Annotated in this window: 17 protein-coding genes and 1 pseudogene; 2 read left to right on the top strand and 16 right to left on the bottom strand. The window is 59.7% G+C overall.

Annotation, left to right across the window (positions count from 1 at the left end; genetic code table 11):
* Window positions 1–958, top strand: a pseudogene (locus NZ585_04225) (hypothetical protein).
* Window positions 861–1163, top strand: coding sequence for a hypothetical protein (locus tag NZ585_04220; protein MCS7079242.1), 303 nt, complete (start codon window positions 861–863; stop codon window positions 1161–1163). The pseudogene NZ585_04225 and the gene NZ585_04220 overlap by 98 nt, the downstream one beginning before the upstream one ends.
* Window positions 1164–1221: 58 nt before the next feature.
* Here the strand turns inward: NZ585_04220 and NZ585_04215 are convergent, their stop codons facing one another.
* The 16 genes from NZ585_04215 to NZ585_04140 all read right to left on the bottom strand — a co-directional run bounded on the left by NZ585_04215 (window position 1222) and on the right by NZ585_04140 (window position 19814).
* On the bottom strand, window positions 1222–3693 hold the full coding sequence (locus NZ585_04215; GenBank protein MCS7079241.1) for a TonB-dependent receptor: 2472 nt from the start codon (window positions 3691–3693) through the stop codon (window positions 1222–1224).
* Between the two features lie 181 nt (window positions 3694–3874).
* Window positions 3875–4435: a ribosome recycling factor gene (frr, locus tag NZ585_04210; protein MCS7079240.1), complete on the bottom strand. Its 561-nt coding sequence runs from the start codon at window positions 4433–4435 to the stop codon at window positions 3875–3877.
* 72 nt (window positions 4436–4507) lie between these two features.
* Window positions 4508–5299, bottom strand: a complete 792-nt coding sequence (gene pyrH / locus NZ585_04205; GenBank protein MCS7079239.1) for a UMP kinase — start codon at window positions 5297–5299, stop codon at window positions 4508–4510.
* A gap of 116 nt (window positions 5300–5415) precedes the next feature.
* Complete coding sequence (gene tsf / locus NZ585_04200) at window positions 5416–6084, bottom strand: translation elongation factor Ts (GenBank protein ID MCS7079238.1); 669 nt, start codon at window positions 6082–6084, stop codon at window positions 5416–5418.
* Window positions 6085–6141: 57 nt separating this feature from the next.
* Entirely contained in the window at window positions 6142–6912 is a 771-nt protein-coding gene (gene rpsB / locus NZ585_04195) for a 30S ribosomal protein S2 (GenBank protein MCS7079237.1), read from the bottom strand.
* A 191-nt stretch (window positions 6913–7103) separates the two neighbouring features.
* Window positions 7104–7493: a 30S ribosomal protein S9 gene (gene rpsI / locus NZ585_04190; GenBank protein MCS7079236.1), complete on the bottom strand. Its 390-nt coding sequence runs from the start codon at window positions 7491–7493 to the stop codon at window positions 7104–7106.
* 79 nt (window positions 7494–7572) lie between these two features.
* Window positions 7573–8028, bottom strand: coding sequence for a 50S ribosomal protein L13 (rplM, locus tag NZ585_04185; GenBank protein ID MCS7079235.1), 456 nt, complete (start codon window positions 8026–8028; stop codon window positions 7573–7575).
* 283 nt (window positions 8029–8311) lie between these two features.
* The gene (locus tag NZ585_04180) at window positions 8312–9385 is read right to left on the bottom strand and encodes a TerC/Alx family metal homeostasis membrane protein (GenBank protein MCS7079234.1); all 1074 of its coding nucleotides are present in this window, start codon (window positions 9383–9385) and stop codon (window positions 8312–8314) included.
* A 22-nt stretch (window positions 9386–9407) separates the two neighbouring features.
* Window positions 9408–9722: a preprotein translocase subunit YajC gene (yajC, locus tag NZ585_04175; protein ID MCS7079233.1), complete on the bottom strand. Its 315-nt coding sequence runs from the start codon at window positions 9720–9722 to the stop codon at window positions 9408–9410.
* Window positions 9719–10861 carry a tRNA guanosine(34) transglycosylase Tgt gene (gene tgt, locus NZ585_04170; GenBank protein MCS7079232.1) on the bottom strand — a complete coding sequence of 381 codons (1143 nt, stop codon included), beginning with the start codon at window positions 10859–10861 and terminating at the stop codon, window positions 9719–9721. The genes yajC and tgt overlap by 4 nt, the downstream gene beginning before the upstream one ends.
* A complete protein-coding gene (locus NZ585_04165; GenBank protein ID MCS7079231.1) occupies window positions 10858–11652 on the bottom strand; it encodes an SDR family oxidoreductase in 795 nt (264 codons plus the stop codon). Before NZ585_04165 ends, tgt begins: the two co-directional genes overlap by 4 nt.
* A 365-nt stretch (window positions 11653–12017) precedes the next feature.
* On the bottom strand, window positions 12018–12953 hold the full coding sequence (locus NZ585_04160) for an SDR family oxidoreductase (protein ID MCS7079230.1): 936 nt from the start codon (window positions 12951–12953) through the stop codon (window positions 12018–12020).
* A 41-nt stretch (window positions 12954–12994) separates the two neighbouring features.
* Window positions 12995–14089 (bottom strand): cyclic nucleotide-binding domain-containing protein, encoded by a 1095-nt coding sequence (locus tag NZ585_04155; protein MCS7079229.1) that lies wholly within the window; start codon window positions 14087–14089, stop codon window positions 12995–12997.
* Window positions 14090–14185: 96 nt separating this feature from the next.
* Window positions 14186–16099, bottom strand: coding sequence for a magnesium chelatase ATPase subunit D (gene bchD, locus NZ585_04150; protein MCS7079228.1), 1914 nt, complete (start codon window positions 16097–16099; stop codon window positions 14186–14188).
* A 185-nt stretch (window positions 16100–16284) separates the two neighbouring features.
* On the bottom strand, window positions 16285–17817 hold the full coding sequence (locus tag NZ585_04145) for a hypothetical protein (protein ID MCS7079227.1): 1533 nt from the start codon (window positions 17815–17817) through the stop codon (window positions 16285–16287).
* A gap of 113 nt (window positions 17818–17930) precedes the next feature.
* A complete protein-coding gene (locus NZ585_04140; protein ID MCS7079226.1) occupies window positions 17931–19814 on the bottom strand; it encodes an ATP-binding protein in 1884 nt (627 codons plus the stop codon).
* Between the last annotated feature and the right edge of the window lie 2 nt (window positions 19815–19816).

The following is a 19816-nucleotide window of genomic DNA, read 5'->3' as shown; positions in this document are numbered from 1 at the left end:
CGATTTACTACGCCTACAAGCAGCAGGAAATCGAAGCGAATCACGCGCACGCTCCGGCCTCGACCGGTTGGGAGACGTTTCTTGACGCGGTGATGCGCGCCGGTTTCAGCATCACCGGTACGTGGCCGATGCGGACGGAGTTGGGCAATCGGATGGTTGGGCGGGAGACGAACGCCTTGGCTTCGAGTGTGGTCTTGGTGTGTCGGAAGCGTCCGGCGGACGCGCCGACGGCGACGCGGCGCGCGTTCGTCGCCGCGCTCAAGGCGGAACTTCCCACGGCGGTACGGCGCTTGCAAGAAGGGAACATCGCGCCGGTGGATTTGGCGCAGGCGGCGATTGGTCCCGGTATGGCAGTTTATACGCGCTACGCGCAGGTCCTCGACGCCGAGGGCAAGCCGGTCCCGGTGCGCGAGGCGCTGGCGCTCATCAATCAGGTGCTGGACGAAACGCTGACCGAGCAGGAAGGGGACTTTGACGCGGAGACGCGGTGGGCGCTGGCGTGGTTTGAGCAGCACGGTTTTGCGGCTGGGGAGTTTGGCGCGGCCGAGACGCTTTCGAAGGCGAAGAACACGAGCGTGGCGGGACTGGTGGAGGCTGGTTTGCTCGAATCAAAGCGCGGTCAGGTGCGGTTGTTGCGTCCGGCGGAGTTGCCGGCTGAGTGGAAGCCGGAAACGGCGGCGCGCCTGACGCACTGGGCGGTTGCTCACCATTTGATTCGCGTGTTGGAAACCGGCGGCGAGCAGGTGGCGGCGGCGCTGGTCGCCAAGGAGGGAGTGAGGCGGCGACGGCGCGCGAGTTGGCGTATCGGCTGTACACGGTTTGCGAACGGCGGAAGCGGGCGGCCGAGGCGTTGGCGTACAATGCGTTGGTGCAGAGTTTTCCTGAGATTGTCCGGTTGGCGCGGGAAGCTGGCGCGGCAGCGGCGCAGGGGACGCTGTTTGGAGACAAAGAGGCGTAGTCCGCTGCACCGCCTTTCCGCTCCGACACCCTCTCCCGCGCCACGACCGTACCGGCAACGCCGCCTTCGTCTACATCCTCTGCGAGCACAAAAGCACTCCGTGGCCGTGGAAGCCGCTTCAATTGCTGCGCTACGTCACGGCCATCCGGGAGCAAGCCCGGCGGGGCGGCACAACTTGCCTGCACCTTCACGTTCGATGCCCTGAAGAGACGGTACGCCCGCCGACCCTCAATCGTCGGCGCGGCGTCGTCTCGGAAAGCGCGTCAGAAATTCAACCGGAAGCCCGCCTGCACCAAGCGCGGCGGGCCGGGCAAAATCCCGCGCACTCGGTCGGCAATGTAAAGCCGGTCGGTCAGATTCTTCGCCGTGATGAAGAATGTCGTCCGCCACTGCTCGACACGGTAGTTCGCTGTCGCATTCCAAATCGTGTAGGCCGGCAGCGTCCCAAGCTGCCCGTTGGCAAACACCGCCGGGTTGACCGGCGACGTGGGACGCAGGTTGAGATCGTCCCCGAACTGCTCGCCGACGTGGACGGCCTCCATCTGGACATCAAAGCCCCGCGTGTGCGAGTACCCGAACGCCCCGGTGAACATGTGCTTCGGCGTGTAGGGAATCCGGTTGCCCGTCACCAAAACGTTGGTGAACCCGGCCACGCTGCTGAAGCGCCGTCCTTCAAAGCGGGCGTCGCCGACAAAGGTGTAGTTGAAACGCGCAAAGACGTTGTGCGCCGATTTCAACAGCGTCCCGCTGTCCACACGCCCAAAGAGTTCCAATCCTTGATGGAGCGTCCGGCCGCCGTTGGTGAGGGTCGCGCCGACGCCGCCCGCCAAGCTGGCCGGTACGATTTGATTGGAAAAGTTCATACGGAAGTACGAGGCGTCCAAGCGGACACCCTGCACCGGAACACTGCGGATGCCGACCTCCGTGTTCCAGCTTAGTTCCGGGTCAAGGTCAACCACGCCGCCGGTGTTGGAGATGGTGTCTTCCGTGCGTGGCGGCGCAAAACCCCGGTGAATGCCCGCGAAAACCGTCACCCGCTGCTTGATGTTGTAGGACGCGCCAATGCCTGGTACGACCTGCGTCAGCACAGTCTCACCGCGCGCGCCGAGACCGTTGTTGGCCAGCCGATTGGCCCGGACAAATGACACCCGCTCGACGCGCACGCCCGGTGTAATCGTCAAACCACCAATGATGAAGCGGTTCTGGATGTAGCCGGAAAAGGCGTCGTTGCCGCGAAAGTTGTTTTCGACGACCACGCCCGTCCGCGCCGTCGGTGTCGCGCCGTTGACCTGCCGCCGCTCCTGATTTTCCCGATGGTAGCGGAAGCCGAAATCAAGCTCGTTGCGCACGCGGCCAAAGCCGAAGCTTGCGCGCGCCTGCGGCGTCACGCCAAACGTGTAGTAGTTGCGCAGCCGACCTTCGTTGCCGCAGTTCGTGAAGAGGTCAATCATGCCCCGGCAGCCGCCGACGCCGATGCGATTCGGGCGCTGGTTAGAGTTGCTTGACTGCCGCCACCAGTCGCGGTCGAACGTCGTGCCGTACACGCTCGTCGTCAGCAGGAAATTCGGACTGACCACAAAGCTGTGCACCGCCGCCGCGCCGAAGCGCCGGAAATCCGTCGCATCGTTGCGAAATGGGTTCTGGCGTGGGTTGGCTTGATACTCGTCCACACGCAAGCCTGAATAGGTGACGCGCGAGTTTTCATCGTAGTAGTTCGCCTTCACGGTCAGCACATGCCGCGCGCCGAAGGTTGAGACCGACTTGAAGTTGAAGTCGTACAAGCCGCTGCGGGTGTTGTCGCGCGCGCCCTCGCCCTGCTTGCGCATGAAATCGAGCAAAAAGCCGGTGTTGCCCAGTTTCCAGCCGTAGGTGAGAAGACCGTTGAAATAATCGCGGTTGCCGCCGACCAGCAGCAGTGAGCCGCTTGGCGAGTCAGGCGGGTTAGGCGTGATGTAGTTGATGACGCCGCCGACCGTGACTGGGCCATAGAGAATCTGCCCTGATCCCTTGACCACCTCAATCGTCTCGAAACGCTCAATCGGCGGGTGATAATAGGAGGCGTTGTCGCCGTAGGGCGCAAAAGCCAGCGGTATGCCGTCTTCCAGCAAGAGAACCTTTGTGGAGCGCGTTGGATTGAGACCGCGAATGCCGATGTTGGGACGCAGCCCAAAGCCTTCTTCGTCGCGGGCGTGAATGCCAGGCAGCTTGCGCAGCGCTTCGTTGACGTTGAAGACGCGGCTAAGTTGCAGCGTGCGCTCGTCGAGAATGTCTACCGTCCCCGGAATGCGCGTCAGCGACTCGCTTGTGCCGACAATACTGTTGAGACTGACGACGATGTTTTCTGCCAGCGGCGCAACATCCAGCGTCACCGTGACTGTTGTCACCTCGCCGCCGACTTTGACAACTTTTGTCGCCGCTTGGTACTGGTCGGCCGTTACCGTGATTTCGTAGTCACCTGGTGTTGGTTGTTCAAACCGGAACGCGCCATCGGCGTCCGTTTGAACGGTTTGGATGACGCCAACGGTCAACCCCCGCAACCTGACCGTTGCGCCAGTGATGGGTGCGTCCGTTACGGTGGTGACGCGGCCGTTGAGAACAGGTGCGGCAGCGGAGGCCACCGTCTGAGCCGTTGTTGTTGGGGTCATAACGCCACAGAGTAAGCCGCATGCTAGCGCCGACCATAGCAGGGTCGCCGCCCGATATGACCACTGGATGCCGTAACGTATGCCGTGCATGTCGTGCATTCCTTTCTACTCCTGGAAGCCTTGCCGCGCCTGCGCGAAGGAAGTCGTCTTCGCCTTGGGGCGACGTTCTCTAAAGAGCCTGTAAGGGCATTCATATTCAACTTGACATTCATTTTCAATAAACACCCACAGAAAAACGCCGATAGTAACGGCCGGCGTTTTCCAGAAGGAGCTACACCCGCATTAACTCTTCCTCCTTAGCCTTGGCTAAGTCATTGAGTTTCTGGGTGAAGGTGTCGGTGTGCTTCTGGATTTGGTCGAGGGCGGCTTTGTGCTCGTCCTCCGAAATGAGTTTTTCCTTGAGGAGCTTTTTGACCTCTTCATTGGCGTCACGGCGGATATTGCGCAAACCTGCCCGGTGTTCTTCCGCCATATCACGAACAGTGCGCGCCAACTGCTTCCGGCGCTCTTCCGTCAGGGGCGGAATGGGCAGCCGCACCACTTTGCCATCGTTGGACGGCGTAATGCCCAGATCAGACGCCTGAATCGCTCGCTCAATCGCGCCTAGAAGCGAGGTATCCCAGGGCTGTACGGTGATCAGGGCGGCTTCCGGCGCGCTAATGGTGGCGACTTGATTGAGGGGCATGAGCGTACCGTACGATTCAACCTGAATGCCATCCAACAGGCTGACGGATGCTCGCCCAGTGCGCAGCGCACTAAACCGACGACGCGCGTCCTCCAGCGTCATCTCCATACGAGCCACGGTTTCCTTCAAAATCTCTTGTACAGTCATGCGATTTTCCTCGTCGCTAACGAAGGTTTGCTTGTTCGGAAGTCGTTCTTTGGCGTCTTTTACTCCGCCTTTCTATAACGCACAGGCGACCGCCGAGGGCGGCGTTGCGCTCACCAGCGTCCCAATCGGTTCACCAGTCACCACACGGTAGATGTTGCCCTTAGTGAGCAGATCGAAGACGATAATCGGCAAACCGTTGTCCTTGCACAGAGCAATTGCTGAGGCGTCCATAATGTTCAGCCCCTGCTCCAACACCTGCTGGTAAGTAACGTGGGTGTAGCGCCGCGCGCTAGCGTCCTTAGTTGGATCAGCTGTATAGACGCCGTCCACTTTGGTCGCCTTCAGCAGGACATCAGCTTTGATTTCGCAGGCCCGCAGGGCGGCAGCGCTGTCGGTGGTAAAAAACGGGCTGCCAGTCCCACCGGCGAAAATGACGACGCGGCCCTTTTCCAGATGCCGGACGGCACGACGTGGGATGAACGGCTCGGCGACCTGCCGCATCTCGATAGCTGAAATGACCCGCGTAACCAACCCAAGCTGTTCGAGCGCGTTTTGGAGCGCCAAGCTGTTGATGACGGTCGCCAGCATGCCCATGTAGTCGGCGGAAGCCCGATCTATGCCAGCGGCGCTGGCTTCTGCGCCCCGCACAATATTGCCGCCGCCGACTACTAGGGCCAGCTCAATGCCGAGTTGGTGAACATCGCGCACCTGTTCGGCGACTTCCTGTACTGTCGCCGGATCAATCCCAAACTCACGCCGACCTTCAAGAAATTCCCCGCTCAACTTGAGCAGGGCGCGTTTGTAGACCGGCTTTGGGGTCGTGGCGGATGACCCCAATCGTGATGATGGCGAGAGGACATCCATAACTCTTTGAAGGAATCTTCAGGGCAAGCTATAACAACCGCCCACCGATATCCCAGCCGAACTTGTACGTGGTTTAGGCATACAAAAAAAAGCCCCACAACCGTGGGGCGTGCGCGTCATTGCTTGGCTGCCAAGGCCGCCACTTCACCGGCGAAGTCGTCGGTTTTTTTCTCAAGCCCCTCGCCCATTTTGAAGCGGACAAACCGCCGGATGCGAATGTTTTCACCCGTTTTGGCGATCAGTTGTTTGAGTAACTCGCCGATGGTCATGCTCTGATCCTTGACAAAGGGCTGTTCTAGGAGACACACCTCGGCGCGGAACTTTCCAAGGCGGCTTTCAATAATGTTCTCAATAATGTGAGCCGGTTTGCCGGCGGTTTTTGGATCGGCCGCCACTTGCGCCCGCACAATTTCGCGCTCCTTCTCAAGGATCTCGGCCGGAATCTCATCGGCCGAAACATACTCGGCGTTCAGGGCGCAGATTTGCAGCGCCACATCCCGCACGAACTCTTTGAAGTCGTCGCTGCGCGCAACGAAATCAGTCTCGCAGTTGACCTCGACAAGGACGCCGATTCGTCCGCCGGTGTGAATGTAGGCGTCAACCAACCCTTCCGCCGCTACCCGTGACTCTTTTTTACCGGCGATGTGCCGATTCCGCTCACGCAGAATCAAGATGGCCTTTTCTTCGTTCCCGTGCGCTTCTTCGAGGGCCTTTTTGCACTCCATCATGCCAGCGCCGGTCTTTTCCCGAAGCGCCTTTACCGCCGCCGCACTGATCTCCGCCATGCCAGCTTCCCTTTCACAAAAGTGTGTTGTGGTGTGAGCCTCTATCTCTAGGTATCTCTAGGCCGGTACGGCTTCCGCCGCCGTCGCCACCGCCGATGTCGGATGGCTCGTTCCCGCTGCTCCACCGCTTTCAAGTTTATCACCGTCGGCTTTTTCAATCCCCATCGAACGTCCTTCAATCACGGCGTCAGCGATCTTGGCGCTGATGAGGCGCACCGACCGCAGGGCATCGTCGTTGCCCGGAATCACGTAGTCAACCCCCAGCGGGGAGCAGTTCGTATCTACCAAAGCCACCACCGGAATGCGCAGGCGGTTCGCCTCGGCAATAGCGATTTCTTCCTTCTTAGTGTCAATGACGAACAGTGCATTCGGCAAACGGCTCATTGCCCGAATGCCTGAGAAGTTCCGCTGGAGTTTGGCGTACTCCTTCTCGATACGGAGAATCTCCTTCTTGGTCAGGGATTGGTACCGACCATCCGTACGCATGGCTTCCAAGTCGCGCATCCGCTTCATGGAACGCTGGATGGTTTGAAAGTTGGTGAGCAAACCGCCAAGCCAGCGTTGGTTGACATAGGGCATCCCACACCGAGTGGCTTCCTCTGCAATTGAGTCTTGAGCCTGCCGCTTCGTCCCAACAAAAAGCACCGTCCCACCTTCGGCGGCGGTCTGCGCAATAAAACGCACGGCTTCGCGGAGCAGCCGTTGCGTTTTCTGGAGGTCAATAATGTATATGCCGTTTCGCTCACCGAAGATGTATTCCTTCATCTTCGGGTTCCATCGCCGCACCTGATGCCCGAAATGCACACCGGCTTCGAGCAATTCCTTCATTGTGACCGTAACTGCCACGCACAACCCCTTTCTTTACAAACAACAGGCCCTGTAGCCCGTCGAGTGGATGGTTCATGTACTCGCTGCACGCACGCCGTCGCCGACACGCCCTCGACGCCGGAACACACCCGACGCACAGCAATGGAATCCAGTCCGACATTGGCGGCTGCAGCCGCTGCCGGACGCTGACGTTACCGTTTGGAGAACTGGAAGCGCTTGCGCGCCCCCTTCTGCCCGTACTTCTTGCGTTCCTTCATGCGCGGATCGCGCGTCAGGAAACCGGCTTTTTTGAGTCGCCGCCGCAGTTCAATGTTGAACTGGAGCAGCGCCCGGGCAATGCCATGCCGGATGGCTCCGGCCTGGCCCGACAAACCGCCGCCCGACACACTGACCAGAACATCGAACTTACCCAGTGTTTCAGTCACTTGCAGCGGTTGACGAATGATCATCCGCAGCGTTTCGCTTGGAAAGTAGCCCTCAAAAGTCCGCTTGTTGACCGTAATGTTGCCGTCACCTGGACGCAGATAAACACGCGCCGTCGCCGTCTTACGGCGACCTGTCCCATAGTACTGAATCAGCATGCCCGCGCTTGACCTACCTCAACCTCGGCTTCAATTCACATTCGTCAAACTGCGCCTACCTCTCACAGCTCCAGCGTCCTCAACGGGCGGCGACCAACGGAGCGCGCAGCGTATCCAGCGCCAACGGTTCCGGTCGTTGCGCCTGATGCGGATGGTTTGGGCCTGCGTAAATGCGGAGCTTCTTAGCCATCCGCCGCCCAAGCTTTGTCTTGGGCAGCATGCCGATGATGGCATGCTGCAGAATGCGCGTCGGGAACTTTGCTAACAGGTCTTTCGCCTTGATTTCACGCAGCCCACCTGGATAGCCAGTGTGTCGCCGGTAAATTTTTTGATTCCACTTGTCGCCGCGAAACACCACCTTCTCGGCGTTGATGATGATGACGCCGTCACCCATATCCATAAAAGTTGTGTACCGAGGGTGATGCTTCCCCATTAGGATAGGGGCGACTTGCGACGCCAAACGTCCGACCGTCAAACCCGTTGCGTCCACCAAAAACCACTTGCGCGCCGGTTCTGGCAGCGGCCCCTTCGGCACAAAGGTCTGCCCTGTGTAGGGCTTACGTGGGTGGGGGCGAACCTTCAGTGGCCGTTCCGCCGCCGGAGAGAGCTCCGCCGGCGGCGCAGACGCGGTTGATTCGGTTGCTTCAGTGGTTTCAGGGGTCGGTTCGCTCATAGCAGCTTTTGGTCTTGCTCCTCACAACGCATCAAGTCTTGCCGTCCGGGCCAGCGCTGGGGCCGGAAAAGCCAAAGCACGCCTTGGACGCCCGCCGACTGGAAGCAAAGCGAACGGCTAGACTACGCAACCAAACGTCGCCCTGTCAAGGGTGGAGCTTTGGCGTTGTCGGTTTGGGTTCGGAAACGTCGGCGGCCGTGCGTACGCGCTGCGCCAGAAGCGAAGCGCTGACGCCCGCCGTGAGCAACCCCAGCACAACCCCAAGGCTGACCAGCGGCGGTAAATGAAACCAGTCGAAAGCCAGCGCCAGCATTTTGACGCCGATAAACGCGAGAATGACAAACACCGCCTTGTCGAGATGAATAAGCAGGCGTTTGGCCGCCGCCACAAGAAAGTACATTGAGCGCAAGCCAAGCACCGCGAAGATGTTGCTTGTGTAGACCAAGAACGGGTCCTGTGTAACTGCAAAGATGGCCGGCACGCTGTCAAAGGCGAACATAATGTCTGACGCTTCAATCACCAGCAGGCAGAGGAACGCCGGCGTCAAAGCATGCCGGTGTATGCCCCCATTATCCGTCACCTTGGTCAAGAAGCGTCCACGATCCAATTGCGTTGCAATGCGGTGGGGGAAAAAGCGCCGGAGAAAGCGCACCGCCCAGTGATTGGTGTAGTCGGTTTCTTCCTCCGCCTTCCGGTCGCCAGCGCGCAGGAGCGCGTAAACTGACCAGAGGATAACCAAACCGAAGCCGAAAAAGACCACGCGCTGAAGTTCGATGCGGAGACCGAACACCGTCACAGCCCCGATTGCCCCTGCGCCAAACAGCAGGCCAACGCCTAACCCAATGAAGAGGGCGCGAAAGACCAACGCGCCGATGATGCCCCAGTAGAGAATTCGGTGGTGCAGGCGCTCCGGAATGGCGAAGGCGGCGAAAATCGCCATAAAAACGAACAGGTTGTCCACCGCCAAGGACTTTTCGAGCGCATAGGCGGTGACAAACAGCGCCGCGTCATTCAGCCCGCGGACGACAGCCACATACCCGGCGAACGCCAGCGACACCGCAACCCAGATGACCGACCACACAGCCGCCTTGGTCATTGAAACTGGCCGGTCGGCTTTACCGGAGACTAAGTCAACCCAAAGAAAGCCAACAACCAGGCTAATGAAAACGAGAAAGTGGATGGGGTGCGTTGTCGCGGAGAACGCCGGGTAAAGTGGCATGGACAGGCTTCCGCTTCAGCCTCTATTCGTTCTCTTTACGCGGCTGGTCGCGCAGACCGATGATGGCGTTTTTGGAAAACTCAATCTTGACCGACGGCGCGACAAGCAGATGCAGCGTGTTTTCCTTCTGATTAATGCCGGCCACCGTACCGTAAATGCCACCTTCCGTCACCACACGGTCGCCGTTTTTGAGGTTGTTGCGCATGTTTTCAAGTTCTTTCTGGCGTTTGCGCTGGGGCGCAATAACCAGAAAGTAAAAGATGGCCACCATCACCACGATCGGAACAAGCTGGATGAGAAGACTTCCTCCGCCACCCTGCGCCAAGACGATGTTCATGGTGCCTCAGACTCCTCAAGTGAAAGCTGACGGCGACGAAATTCGGCGACAAAGCGCCCGAATTCGCCCTGTTCCAGAGCGTGCCGAATCCGCCGCATTAGGTCAAGATAGTGATGTACGTTGTGGTAGGTGGCCAAGATAGACGCGAGAATTTCTCCCGCACGCATCAAATGCGCCAGATAAGCGCGCGAGTACCGCCGACAGACAAAACACGAACAGGCGGCGTCCAGCGGGCGGTCGTCGCGGATGTAGCGCGCATTGCGCAGGTTGAGCCTGCCTTCGGACGTAAACACCGTCCCATTACGTGCATGGCGCGTTGGCATCACGCAATCGAACATATCCACGCCGCGCGCTACAGATTCGACTAAATCCGCCGGCGTGCCGACACCCATTAGGTAGCGCGGCTTGTCGGCCGGCAGGCGCGGCGCGATGAAGGCCGTTGTGTCGTACATGTGTTGTTTTTCCTCGCCAACGCTCAAGCCGCCGATGGCGTAGCCGTCAAAGCCGATAGCCAGCAACCCTTCCAGCGAGCGGGCGCGCAGGTCATGGTGAATGCCACCTTGGACAATGCCGAACAGTGACTGTCGTTCGCGGTCGGCGTGGGCGTCGAAATATGTCCGACAGCGCCGCGCCCAGCGTTCGGTCAGTTCCAGCGACGCGCGTACCTGTTCGTAGCTCGCCGGATAAGGCGGACACTCATCAAACGCCATCACAATGTCCGAGCCGAGCGCGATCTGCACTTCCATAGACACTTCCGGCGACAGAAAAAGTTGTGCGCCGTCCAAGTGCGAGCGAAAAGCGACGCCTTCTTCGCTGATGGTGCGCAGTTTGCCTAGCGAAAAGACCTGATAGCCACCGCTGTCAGTGAGAATGGAACGCGACCAACCCATGAAGCGGTGTAGGCCGCCCAGTTCCTGAATGACGCCGTGGCCAGGACGTAAAAACAAGTGGTAGGTGTTGGCGAGAATGATGCGCGCATCCAGCGCCTCCAGCATTTCCTGCGTCAGCGCCTTGACCGTCGCCGCTGTGCCGACCGGCATGAACACGGGGGTTTCGATGACGCTGCGCGTTGTGGTCAGGCGTCCACGCCGGGCCTCGGTAGCGGCGTCGCGCGCCAAAACTTCAAAGCGCAGGCTCATCGCGCTTTCATGATGTTGCCTGCAATACGGGCGGCGATCTCTCGTGGAACGAAGCGTGTCGCCTGCGATAGCAGGGCGTTGGTGAAACCGGACACAACCGAACTGCTGCGCCGCCGGATGCCGGCGAAAGCCGCTTCGACGACTGCTTCGGGCGTCTGGGCGCGGCGGAGCATGTCGCGCGCCGTGCCTTCCGCCACTTGCGCCGTATCAAAGAACTCCGTCGCCGTCGCGCCGGGACAGAGCGCCATGACCAAAACGCCCTGTTCACGACATTCCTCGTGCAGCGCCTCGGAAAAACTCAACACGTAGGCTTTTGTCGCGGCGTAGGCGCCAAGGTAGGGTACGGCTTGGAACGCGGCCGTCGAAGCAACGTTGACGACCACGCCTTGCCGCCGCGCCAGCATGCCGGGCAAGTAGCGGTGGGTCAACTCGGTCAGCGTCACGATGTTGAGTTGCAGCATTTCGAGGTTGCGTTTGAGGTCGGTTTCAACAAATCGCCCGCCGATGCCGAAGCCGGCGTTGTTGATGAGGCCGTCCACCTGTACGCCCAGCCGTTCGGTTTCCTCAAAGACTTCGCCTGCCGCTTGGGGTAGGCTGAGGTCTTTTACCAGCACATCCACCGTAACGGCGTGCTGTTTGGCAAGCTCGGCGGCAAGGCGGCGGAGCTTGTTCTCGCGGCGCGCAACCAATATGAGGTTGGCTTTTTCTTGGGCGAAGCGGCGCGCAAACGCCTCGCCGATACCGACTGATGCTCCGGTGATGAGTACGGTTTTCCCAGTCCAGTTTTCCATGCGGTGTGTGCCCCACCTTGTTCCGAACGCTGTCACCTCAAACGCTTTGGCGATATGCCTGTGTCCTGCGCCATTGTCAAAGGCAACCGCCCGTGACGCGCCGGTCGTTTTACCGTGAGCTTCTCGAAGGGGGCGGCGTCAAACGCTTGGAGTGGAGTGGCGTTTTGCCACTATGTGGTGGCGCAGCGTTTCGCGCCGGATGGCTTCCGAGCCTGTCTGATGCGTTCTTGTTTGATGAGAAACCGCTATGCCTAAGCATGGCGCATGGCAACGTCGCGCAAGAAAGCGTCAAACCGCCGCACTTCTTTGCGAGCTTTCACCATCTTCGTAAAGCGCCCCCAGTCGCCAATCCCTGTCTGGCTGCTTTATGCAATAACGGTGCGAAAGTAGGCGATTGTTTTTTCAAGCCCCTCATCCAGCGAGACCTTAGGCGACCAGCCCAACCGTTCACCCGCCAGCGCGATGTCGGGACGCCGCCGCTGTGGGTCGTTTTCCGGCAAGGGACGATGTTCAATCGGTGATGAAGAACCGGTCATCGCCAGCACCTTCCGGGCCAATTCCACTACTGTAAATTCACTTGGATTACCTAGGTTGACCGGCCCGGTGAAGTCCTCTACTGCCATCAAGCGCACCAATCCCTCCACCAGATCGTCCACATAGCAAAACGAACGGGTCTGTGAGCCGTCGCCATACACAGTCAATGGTTTTTCCCGCAGCGCTTGGCAAATGAAGTTGCTGACGACACGCCCATCATTTTCCAGCATATTTGGGCCGTACGTGTTAAAGATGCGCGCAATCCGCACATCCACGCGATGCTGCCGGTGGTAATCCATTGTTAGCGTCTCTGCAACACGCTTGCCTTCGTCATAGCAACTACGCGGGCCGATGGGATTGACGTTGCCCCAGTAGTCTTCACGCTGGGGATGCACCAGCGGATCGCCGTAAACTTCCGAAGTCGAAGCCAGCAGAAAACGCGCGCCGACACGCTTAGCCAGACCCAGCATGTTGAGCGTCCCAAGGACGCTTGTCTTGACCGTCTGAATTGCGTTGGCTTGGTAGTGAACCGGCGAGGCGGGACAGGCCAGATGGTAAATCTGCGTCACTTCCAACCGGATGGGTTCAATGACATCGTGGCGCACCAACTCAAAGCGCGGATGATCAAGCAGCGGCCGGACGTTTGCGCGCCGGCCTGTGTAGAAGTTGTCAAGGCAAATCACTTCGTGGCCCTCAGACAGCAGCCGCCGACAAAGGTGCGTGCCGATGAAACCGGCTCCGCCGGTGACAAGAATGCGGTTGGTCATATGTCATGGCAATGGCTCTGCGGTTTGGCGCGGGGTCTGCCTTATGCGTCCAGCTCAAGAGGCATGTCCTTGCTAACGTCGGAAATGTATGTCAACGCCTTGGCGTCGTCTTGGCGGGCGACAATCTGCATGGTTTCCAACAGCTTGTTGAGAATCGAAAGCGTGGTGTAGTGCGAAGCCGGCACTTCGTCGAGCAAGTCGCGCACCGTCGGCGTCCCGGCGTGAAGGCGATACCAGATGTCGTAGGCCGTCGGCAGCAAGGCGTCATCGTCCCACTGCAGGTCGTCGCCCAACGGACGATACTGCGTGGTGGCCGGCATCCGACGCCGCAGTTGATGAACTTCATCCTGCATGCGAACGGCTTCCATCAGCATTGTCATACCGGGCAGAAGAATGTCACAGCTTGCACCCTCTGACACTTCGTGCGCACCACCCTTGAACTCAAACGTGCCTTCTGTCGGCGGCGGCTGGAAGAGTTGGAAAAACGCCTCCCCGCCCGTTAGATGGCCCATTGTCGCGCGACACAAATGCCCGTTGTCGAAGAAGATTTCCGCAATGGTGACGCCGAGCGGGTCGTCTACACGGAGCATCCCCGTCATACCGGAGCTGATGATGGTTTGAATCACCGTCGGCAGGTCGAAGAACTTGAGGTTGCCGCTTAGCTGGCGCTGACGTTCTTTGCGCATATTGCGAACGGTGGATTCCAGCCGTTGCGCAAAGGTGAAACACAACCGCAGCGCTAGATCAGGAAAGCCGGCCACAACGCTGTGGAAGTTGTCGCGCGAGATGCGAAAGATCTCACCGCCGCCGGGCATCCGTGCCGCCGAAGCGCGCGCTGACTTGGTGAACATGGCGACTTCACCGATGACGTCGCCCGCCGCAACATACGCCACCGGCGTCAGTTCCCGTGCACCGTCCGCTGCCGGCCGCCGAATTTCCACTACCCCCGACTTGATGACGTAGAGATGCTCCGCTGGGTCGCCAATGTGAAAAATGTCGTCACCAGGCTCAAGGACAAGGGTTTGGCCGCGCAGAAAAAGCGCCTGCAATGTTAGGTCAGACAGGGTTGAAAACAGCTCGCACTCGCGCAAAAACGAGTACTCTGTTGGTGTTGAGCGCGATTCCGGTGCAGCCATAGGAAGCGAACCCAGTGGTTGGGAAACGTTTGCCGTGCACCCTATTGTGCACGATGCCGCCCACATCCGGTAGGGAAAGCGCGCGCCGCTGCATCCCTACCCTGTTCGCCGTAATTCCTGCTTAACCGCTTCTGTGACGCCAGTCGCCGACAGGCGCGGCAGGTAGATGTACCGCGCCCCGAACAACTCCGCCAGTTGCTTAGCCTCCCCGCGTGAAACAAAGCGGTTTTGTGTATCAAACACCACCATGCGGATGTTTGCGGCGGCGTACAGACGGGCTAAATCTTCCGTTTCGCGGCGAATGTGATCGGCTTGGGAGAGGTTGGCGGCGTCAGGTTCAGGCGGGCGGGCAGGGACATTCCCGCGTCCGTCGCCGATGACAACCACCAATGCTTCGGCGTAAGTTCCAGTGCGACGAACTTCCTCGATGAGCGCATGCGCCCGCCGGAGCGCATCGTTGAGCGGCGTCGCTCCGCCGGTCGGCAACGTCTCAAGCTGACGCTTGGCGGCCTCAACGCTTTGGGTGGGCGCCAGCAACACACGGCTTTCCTCCCCGTAGCAGCCAATGAGCGCCACTTTGTCGCGGTTGACGTAGGACTGACGCAACAACTCCACCACTGCTCCTTTCGCTTGTCCCATCCGATTGGCGGCCATGCTGCCTGACGCATCCACGATGAAGACAATCAGCGCCCCAGTGCGCCGGCGCAGCCGTTTGAGCCGAACATCATCTTTGGTGAGCAGTACCCGCGCGGCGGCCTGGGGTTGGCCAGCGGCCAGAGCTTTCTGGCGACGGGCCGGTTGGTGCGGCGCGGCTTGGCGGAGGGTCGCCTCAATGGCGACTCTACCCCGCGACGGCTCGCCGGGGACGGAACGAACGTAGCGTCCCGACTGGAAGTTATCGCGTTCGGAGCGTTTGCCGTAGCGACCTAGCCGAACCTTTTTGGCGAAAAGATTGAAGTCAGCCTCAATGATTGCCTCTTCAACGTCGAAGACCAGCGCCAAGTCTTCCAGACTCTCCGGCGGCGCAGGCGGTTCGGTTTCATCGTCCGCAGCGTCCGGAGGCGGTGGGGTAGGAGGCGGCGGGGGTTCGGTTTCGTCTTCTGGACGCTGGGTGGCGCGCGGCAGCAACACGAAGAACTCGGCCGTCCGGCAATCGTCCTCGTTGACGACGGTTCGCCCTTCAAGCGCGGCGTTGGCTTTGACGGCCAGCGTAGCGAAGTACTCCGCCCGCTGCCCGACCGTGCCCAAGGCGGCGGCGCGTTCGCACAGCCACCGAAGCGTCGTGTCCGGCAGCGTCACATGCGTTAGGCATGCGCGCGCTTCGGTCAGCAGCGCCCTGAGCGTCGCCGTTTCGTCGGCGTAGAGCGCGTGCAAAGCTTCCGCGTCGCGTTCAAAGGCGGCGACCGTCTCAATGACTTTTTGCCGGGTTTCCAAATCCGGGCGGCGCGGCGCGGCGACGATCAACCCCAAACGGTCAAGCACATGCCAGCGCACGCCGCCGTCTTCGGGATTGAACGCCGCGATGAGGGCGAAGTCAGCCGGTGACGTAACGGAAATCCCTTCACGCTCAACCTGTAGCCGGCCGGTGTCGAGACAGGTCAGGAGCGCATTTTCCACGTGCGTCGGCAGGAGGTTGAGGTTGTCGGCGAAGACATAGCCGCCGTTGGCTTGCGCAAGAACGCCTGGCGCAAACCGGCGCTTGCCGCCGGACAGGGTGGCTTCCAGATCGAGACCGCCGAAGAGACGGTCCTCGCTGATGTTGCTCGGTAGAACGACAAAGGGCGGGCGTCCGGCTGGGCTGTCCGGTACGATATCGGCGAAGGCACGGACAAGAACGGACTTGGCGCTCCCAGTCGGCGCGGCAAACGCGACGCCGCGCAGCCGTGGCTCAATAGCCAACAGCAGGAGCGCCCGCTTAATTGGCGCATGCCCGACGACGGCGACAAACGGGAGCGCGACAAGTCGCCGACCAGCGTCAAGCGAAGTCAAAACAGCGGTTTGGGTAGTCATTGACATCAGATGGGCGAGGAAACCGACATACAACTTGCGCAGAAAGAACGTGAGCATTGATTGGAAACACCGCCGCCCGGCGAAACAGACCAGACGGCGGCTCAGCGCTAATCTGCTTCAGCTTACATTGCAGTTGGAAGGCTCGGCGCACGAAGCTTCCAGCCAGCGTCATTGGCAGTCGCCTACTAGAGTCGGCGCGCGCCGACATCGCCAAAACGCTCCCGGAATACCACCCGCAACGCTTGTCGCCAGCGTTCGTTGACGCCAACTAGCGTGAGAGGGATGTCCGCCCGCAGTCGCCGGGCGACGGCGCGCGTCACCGGATGAAAGCGCAGCGTCGGCGCGACAAGGTAGAGTTGCGGCGGAGCGGAGGCGTCCAACTCCGCTCCGGTGAAGTAGCCACGCCGAACAAAATCGCCCTGCCGCCAGTGATGCAGCGCGTGCAGCCAATACGTCAACCCCTGCCAGATCACATCGGCGTCCGCGTCGGCTTTGAGTTCGAGCACCGCTAACCGCCCCGTCCGGGTCAACGTCAGCATATCGGCCACGCCCACCGTGTGCCGTCCGAAGTGCGGACACTGCCCTTGGACGTAGGCTGGGTCAAGAGCGTCGTCAATCACATTTACCTGCCGCCGAACCACCGCTTCCAACCAGCGTTCGGGATAGGCGCGATACAGCGGATGCGTAGCATCGCGCGCCATCGGCGTCCGATGGCGACGCAAGGCGGCTATGAGCGCCTGAAAGTCGGCGCGGGTGCTTTCCGTGAGCGGCCGGCTCGACTCGCCGAGCGTCGTTAGACCAAAGCGCAGCGGTAGGCGCGTCGCCCGGTCGGCGGCCGATGGACGACACCACCGCGCACATTCCAACCCGTACCAGCGCACGGCAAACGTCTCTGAACCCACCGACGCAACTTCACAGTGCGCGTCCAAGTCGGCCCCAAACCATTCGCGCAGCTGGTCAAGCTCGTCTGGCGTCGGCAGCCGGCGTACCCAGCGCCGGACAGGTTGCATTACCAGCGGCGTTTGATAGCCGACGGCGACGGGACGAATCGCCGACCAATCTGCGCCCGCTTCGTAGAGCTCAAGCCACGGCGCATCCAGCGGGAACAAGCAGGGCGACAGCCGCTTTGCGCCGTTCGGCGGCAGAACCAGCCGAATACAGGCTGTCGGGTGGCGCCCGTCGGCGGCCGACAAAGCGCGTCCAAGCAAGCGACGAAGCGCAACCTCGTCGGCGTCGGGCGTTGTGAAAACCAACCAACTTGTCCCGGCGTGGACGGCCCGCCAGCCCACTACGGCGTCGTCCTCGCGCTGACGAGGAAGCGCAATCAGGCGCGTCCGGGGTGGAAGTTGACTCATCAACCAGTTTCGGACGCGCCGCCGCCACTGCGCCAACGTCGGCGTTGTCGGCGGCGGCGGGACATCACCCGCCGTGATGATGAGCCGCCCGCGTTCCGCGCCGGCGCGTCGTGAAACATCGAGACGTATGCCGTCGTCGCCGACATCGTACCGCTCGACGCGCCAGCAAGCCGACCGGTCGCCGTTCCAGTACGTCACCGTCAGCTTCCCATATGCGACGGCGAAAGCGACTTGGTAGCAGCCGCCGTCGGTGGTCGTCGGCGTCACGGATTGGATGTGCAGAGCTTTGTCGGCCGGGCCAAACGCAGCCAGCCGTGCGGTCAACGTATGCAGATCGGCGGCAAGGTCGGAAACAACCGGCATTTAGTCGTGTGCATTTTAGGCGAAAGACGGCGCGTGACGCTCCACCGAAACGCAAGCTTTTTACCGGCAGGCGTCTCACACGCGCCAAACGAGCGCCCACCCACTGAGGCACATTAGCGCACCATTGGGCGCAGTTGTTCAATGCGCTGACTGATTTCAGCCGGCGACATGTGCCGGAACGCTTCCGGCAACATGTCGCGCGAAGTCGCCTCGCGGACGGCCACCAACGTCTGGTACTCAATGGCGACTTCATCGCGTGCAGGTGTAAATTCCTGCGCTACCAGTCGCACATCATCAGATGTGACTTCCTTCCGTCCAGCCTGACGAGCAACTCGCCGACAGCGAATCAGCATGGATTCAATATCGGCGCCAGAAAGCTTCATCTCGCTCCGCGTAATGGGTGACCAGTCGGTGACTTGATGGGCGATACGGTTTTTCTTGATCATTGCCTCAATGATTGCCAGACGATCAGCTTCAGATTCCGGATAGAACAATGAGATATGTTCCTCACACCGACCTTGACGTTTCAGGTCAATCGGGAGTAAGTCTGGACGCGAAGTCATCAAAATCCAAAGGATACGTCCACGGTTTTCCGTATCGCCCATCGCCGAAGCGATTTTTGAGAAAATGCGTTTATCCACACCACTGTCACCGCCGGCATCCCGATGGCCAAGCGTGGCATCAGCTTCATCAATCAAAACGACAATTGGCGCTAAGGTCTGAATCAGGTTGAGAATCTTCTCCAGATTAGCTTCGGATGACCCGACCCATTTGTCCCGGAAGTTCTTGAACTCAACAACATTCAAGCCGCAATCCTTAGCGAACGCCTCAGCTAGAAATGTCTTGCCGGTGCCGACCGGGCCGGAAATCAGAATGCCCATCGGCGCTTCGTCAGTTTCGCCGTTGCGAATAACTTCAGCAATATTGCGCAGGTAGGCTTTGGCTTTCTCAAAACCACCAACGTGGTCAAGACCATATTTAGGCGTAACAAATTCGATCAGCCCGACACATTCCGATTCGATGATAGATTTTTTCTTAGCACGCACTAGATCAATTGTTAGACCTTCGTTATTGAGCGTTGCACCCTTAAGAATAGACGAGATGTGAACGCGGTTGAGTCCTGACGTTAGATGCGCCAGTTGTTCATCGGTGATCTGCATTTTGAGGCCGAGTACACTATTACCTAGCTCGGCTTTCATCCTTTCAAGTTCTTCATTGAACTTCTTGGTTTCTTCATTGAGACGATCTACGCCCTCTTCGCGGAGAATGCGTTCGGCTTTAGCTTTGAAGTCCGCTTTGAATTTTTCTATTTCCTTTTCAGAACGGCCATTCCGCCGCTTGGCGATTTCAGCCAGTTCGTAGCGGATATAGTCAAGCCGCTCAGCGTAGTCGGGGTAGGGGACGCGAATCAGCGTAATGCGTGAGTTTTCGCGCAGCCGCTGGGCGACATCCGATAGGTTCTCTGTTAGGAAAATCACAATATTGTCCGAGTTCAAGAGACGCGAGCTGGTGAGCCAACGTTGCAGCGTGACAAGCAGGTTGCGTTCATCACTTCCCAAATGGGCAATGTCGCCTGCTGGAACGAGGGTTTCGAGAAAATTGATGATGACGGCCACTTGGTCGCCGGAATACAGAAATCGCTCAATTAGGTTGAGCGCCGGAACTGGGTCGCGCGGCAATGTGGCTAACGTCTTGGCGTCAGCTAGCGGATTGGCGATGCGGAGGGTGGCTAAAAACTGACGTTCCGCTTCCTGGGAACCGAAGGTAATGCCCTCGCTTCGGTTGTATAGCACGATGTGCTTGTTGCCGAGCATCTCCTGCTGAAGGAAGGTTACCAACCCGACGTAGCCGCGCTTTGACCGCGCCACATCATAGACGTTGTGGTGAAGGAGAAAATGACTCGCTTCACCGGCAAAGTACTTGCGCCCCATTTCGGCGGCCCAAGCTGGAAGTTGGTTGAGTTCGTCAAGTGTGAGCAGGTGACGAGTGGCGGACATGG

Source organism: Chloracidobacterium sp. (assembly GCA_025057975.1).
In the GTDB taxonomy this organism is placed as follows: domain Bacteria; phylum Acidobacteriota; class Blastocatellia; order Chloracidobacteriales; family Chloracidobacteriaceae; genus Chloracidobacterium.
This window is presented reverse-complemented; position numbering and strand designations above follow the sequence as displayed.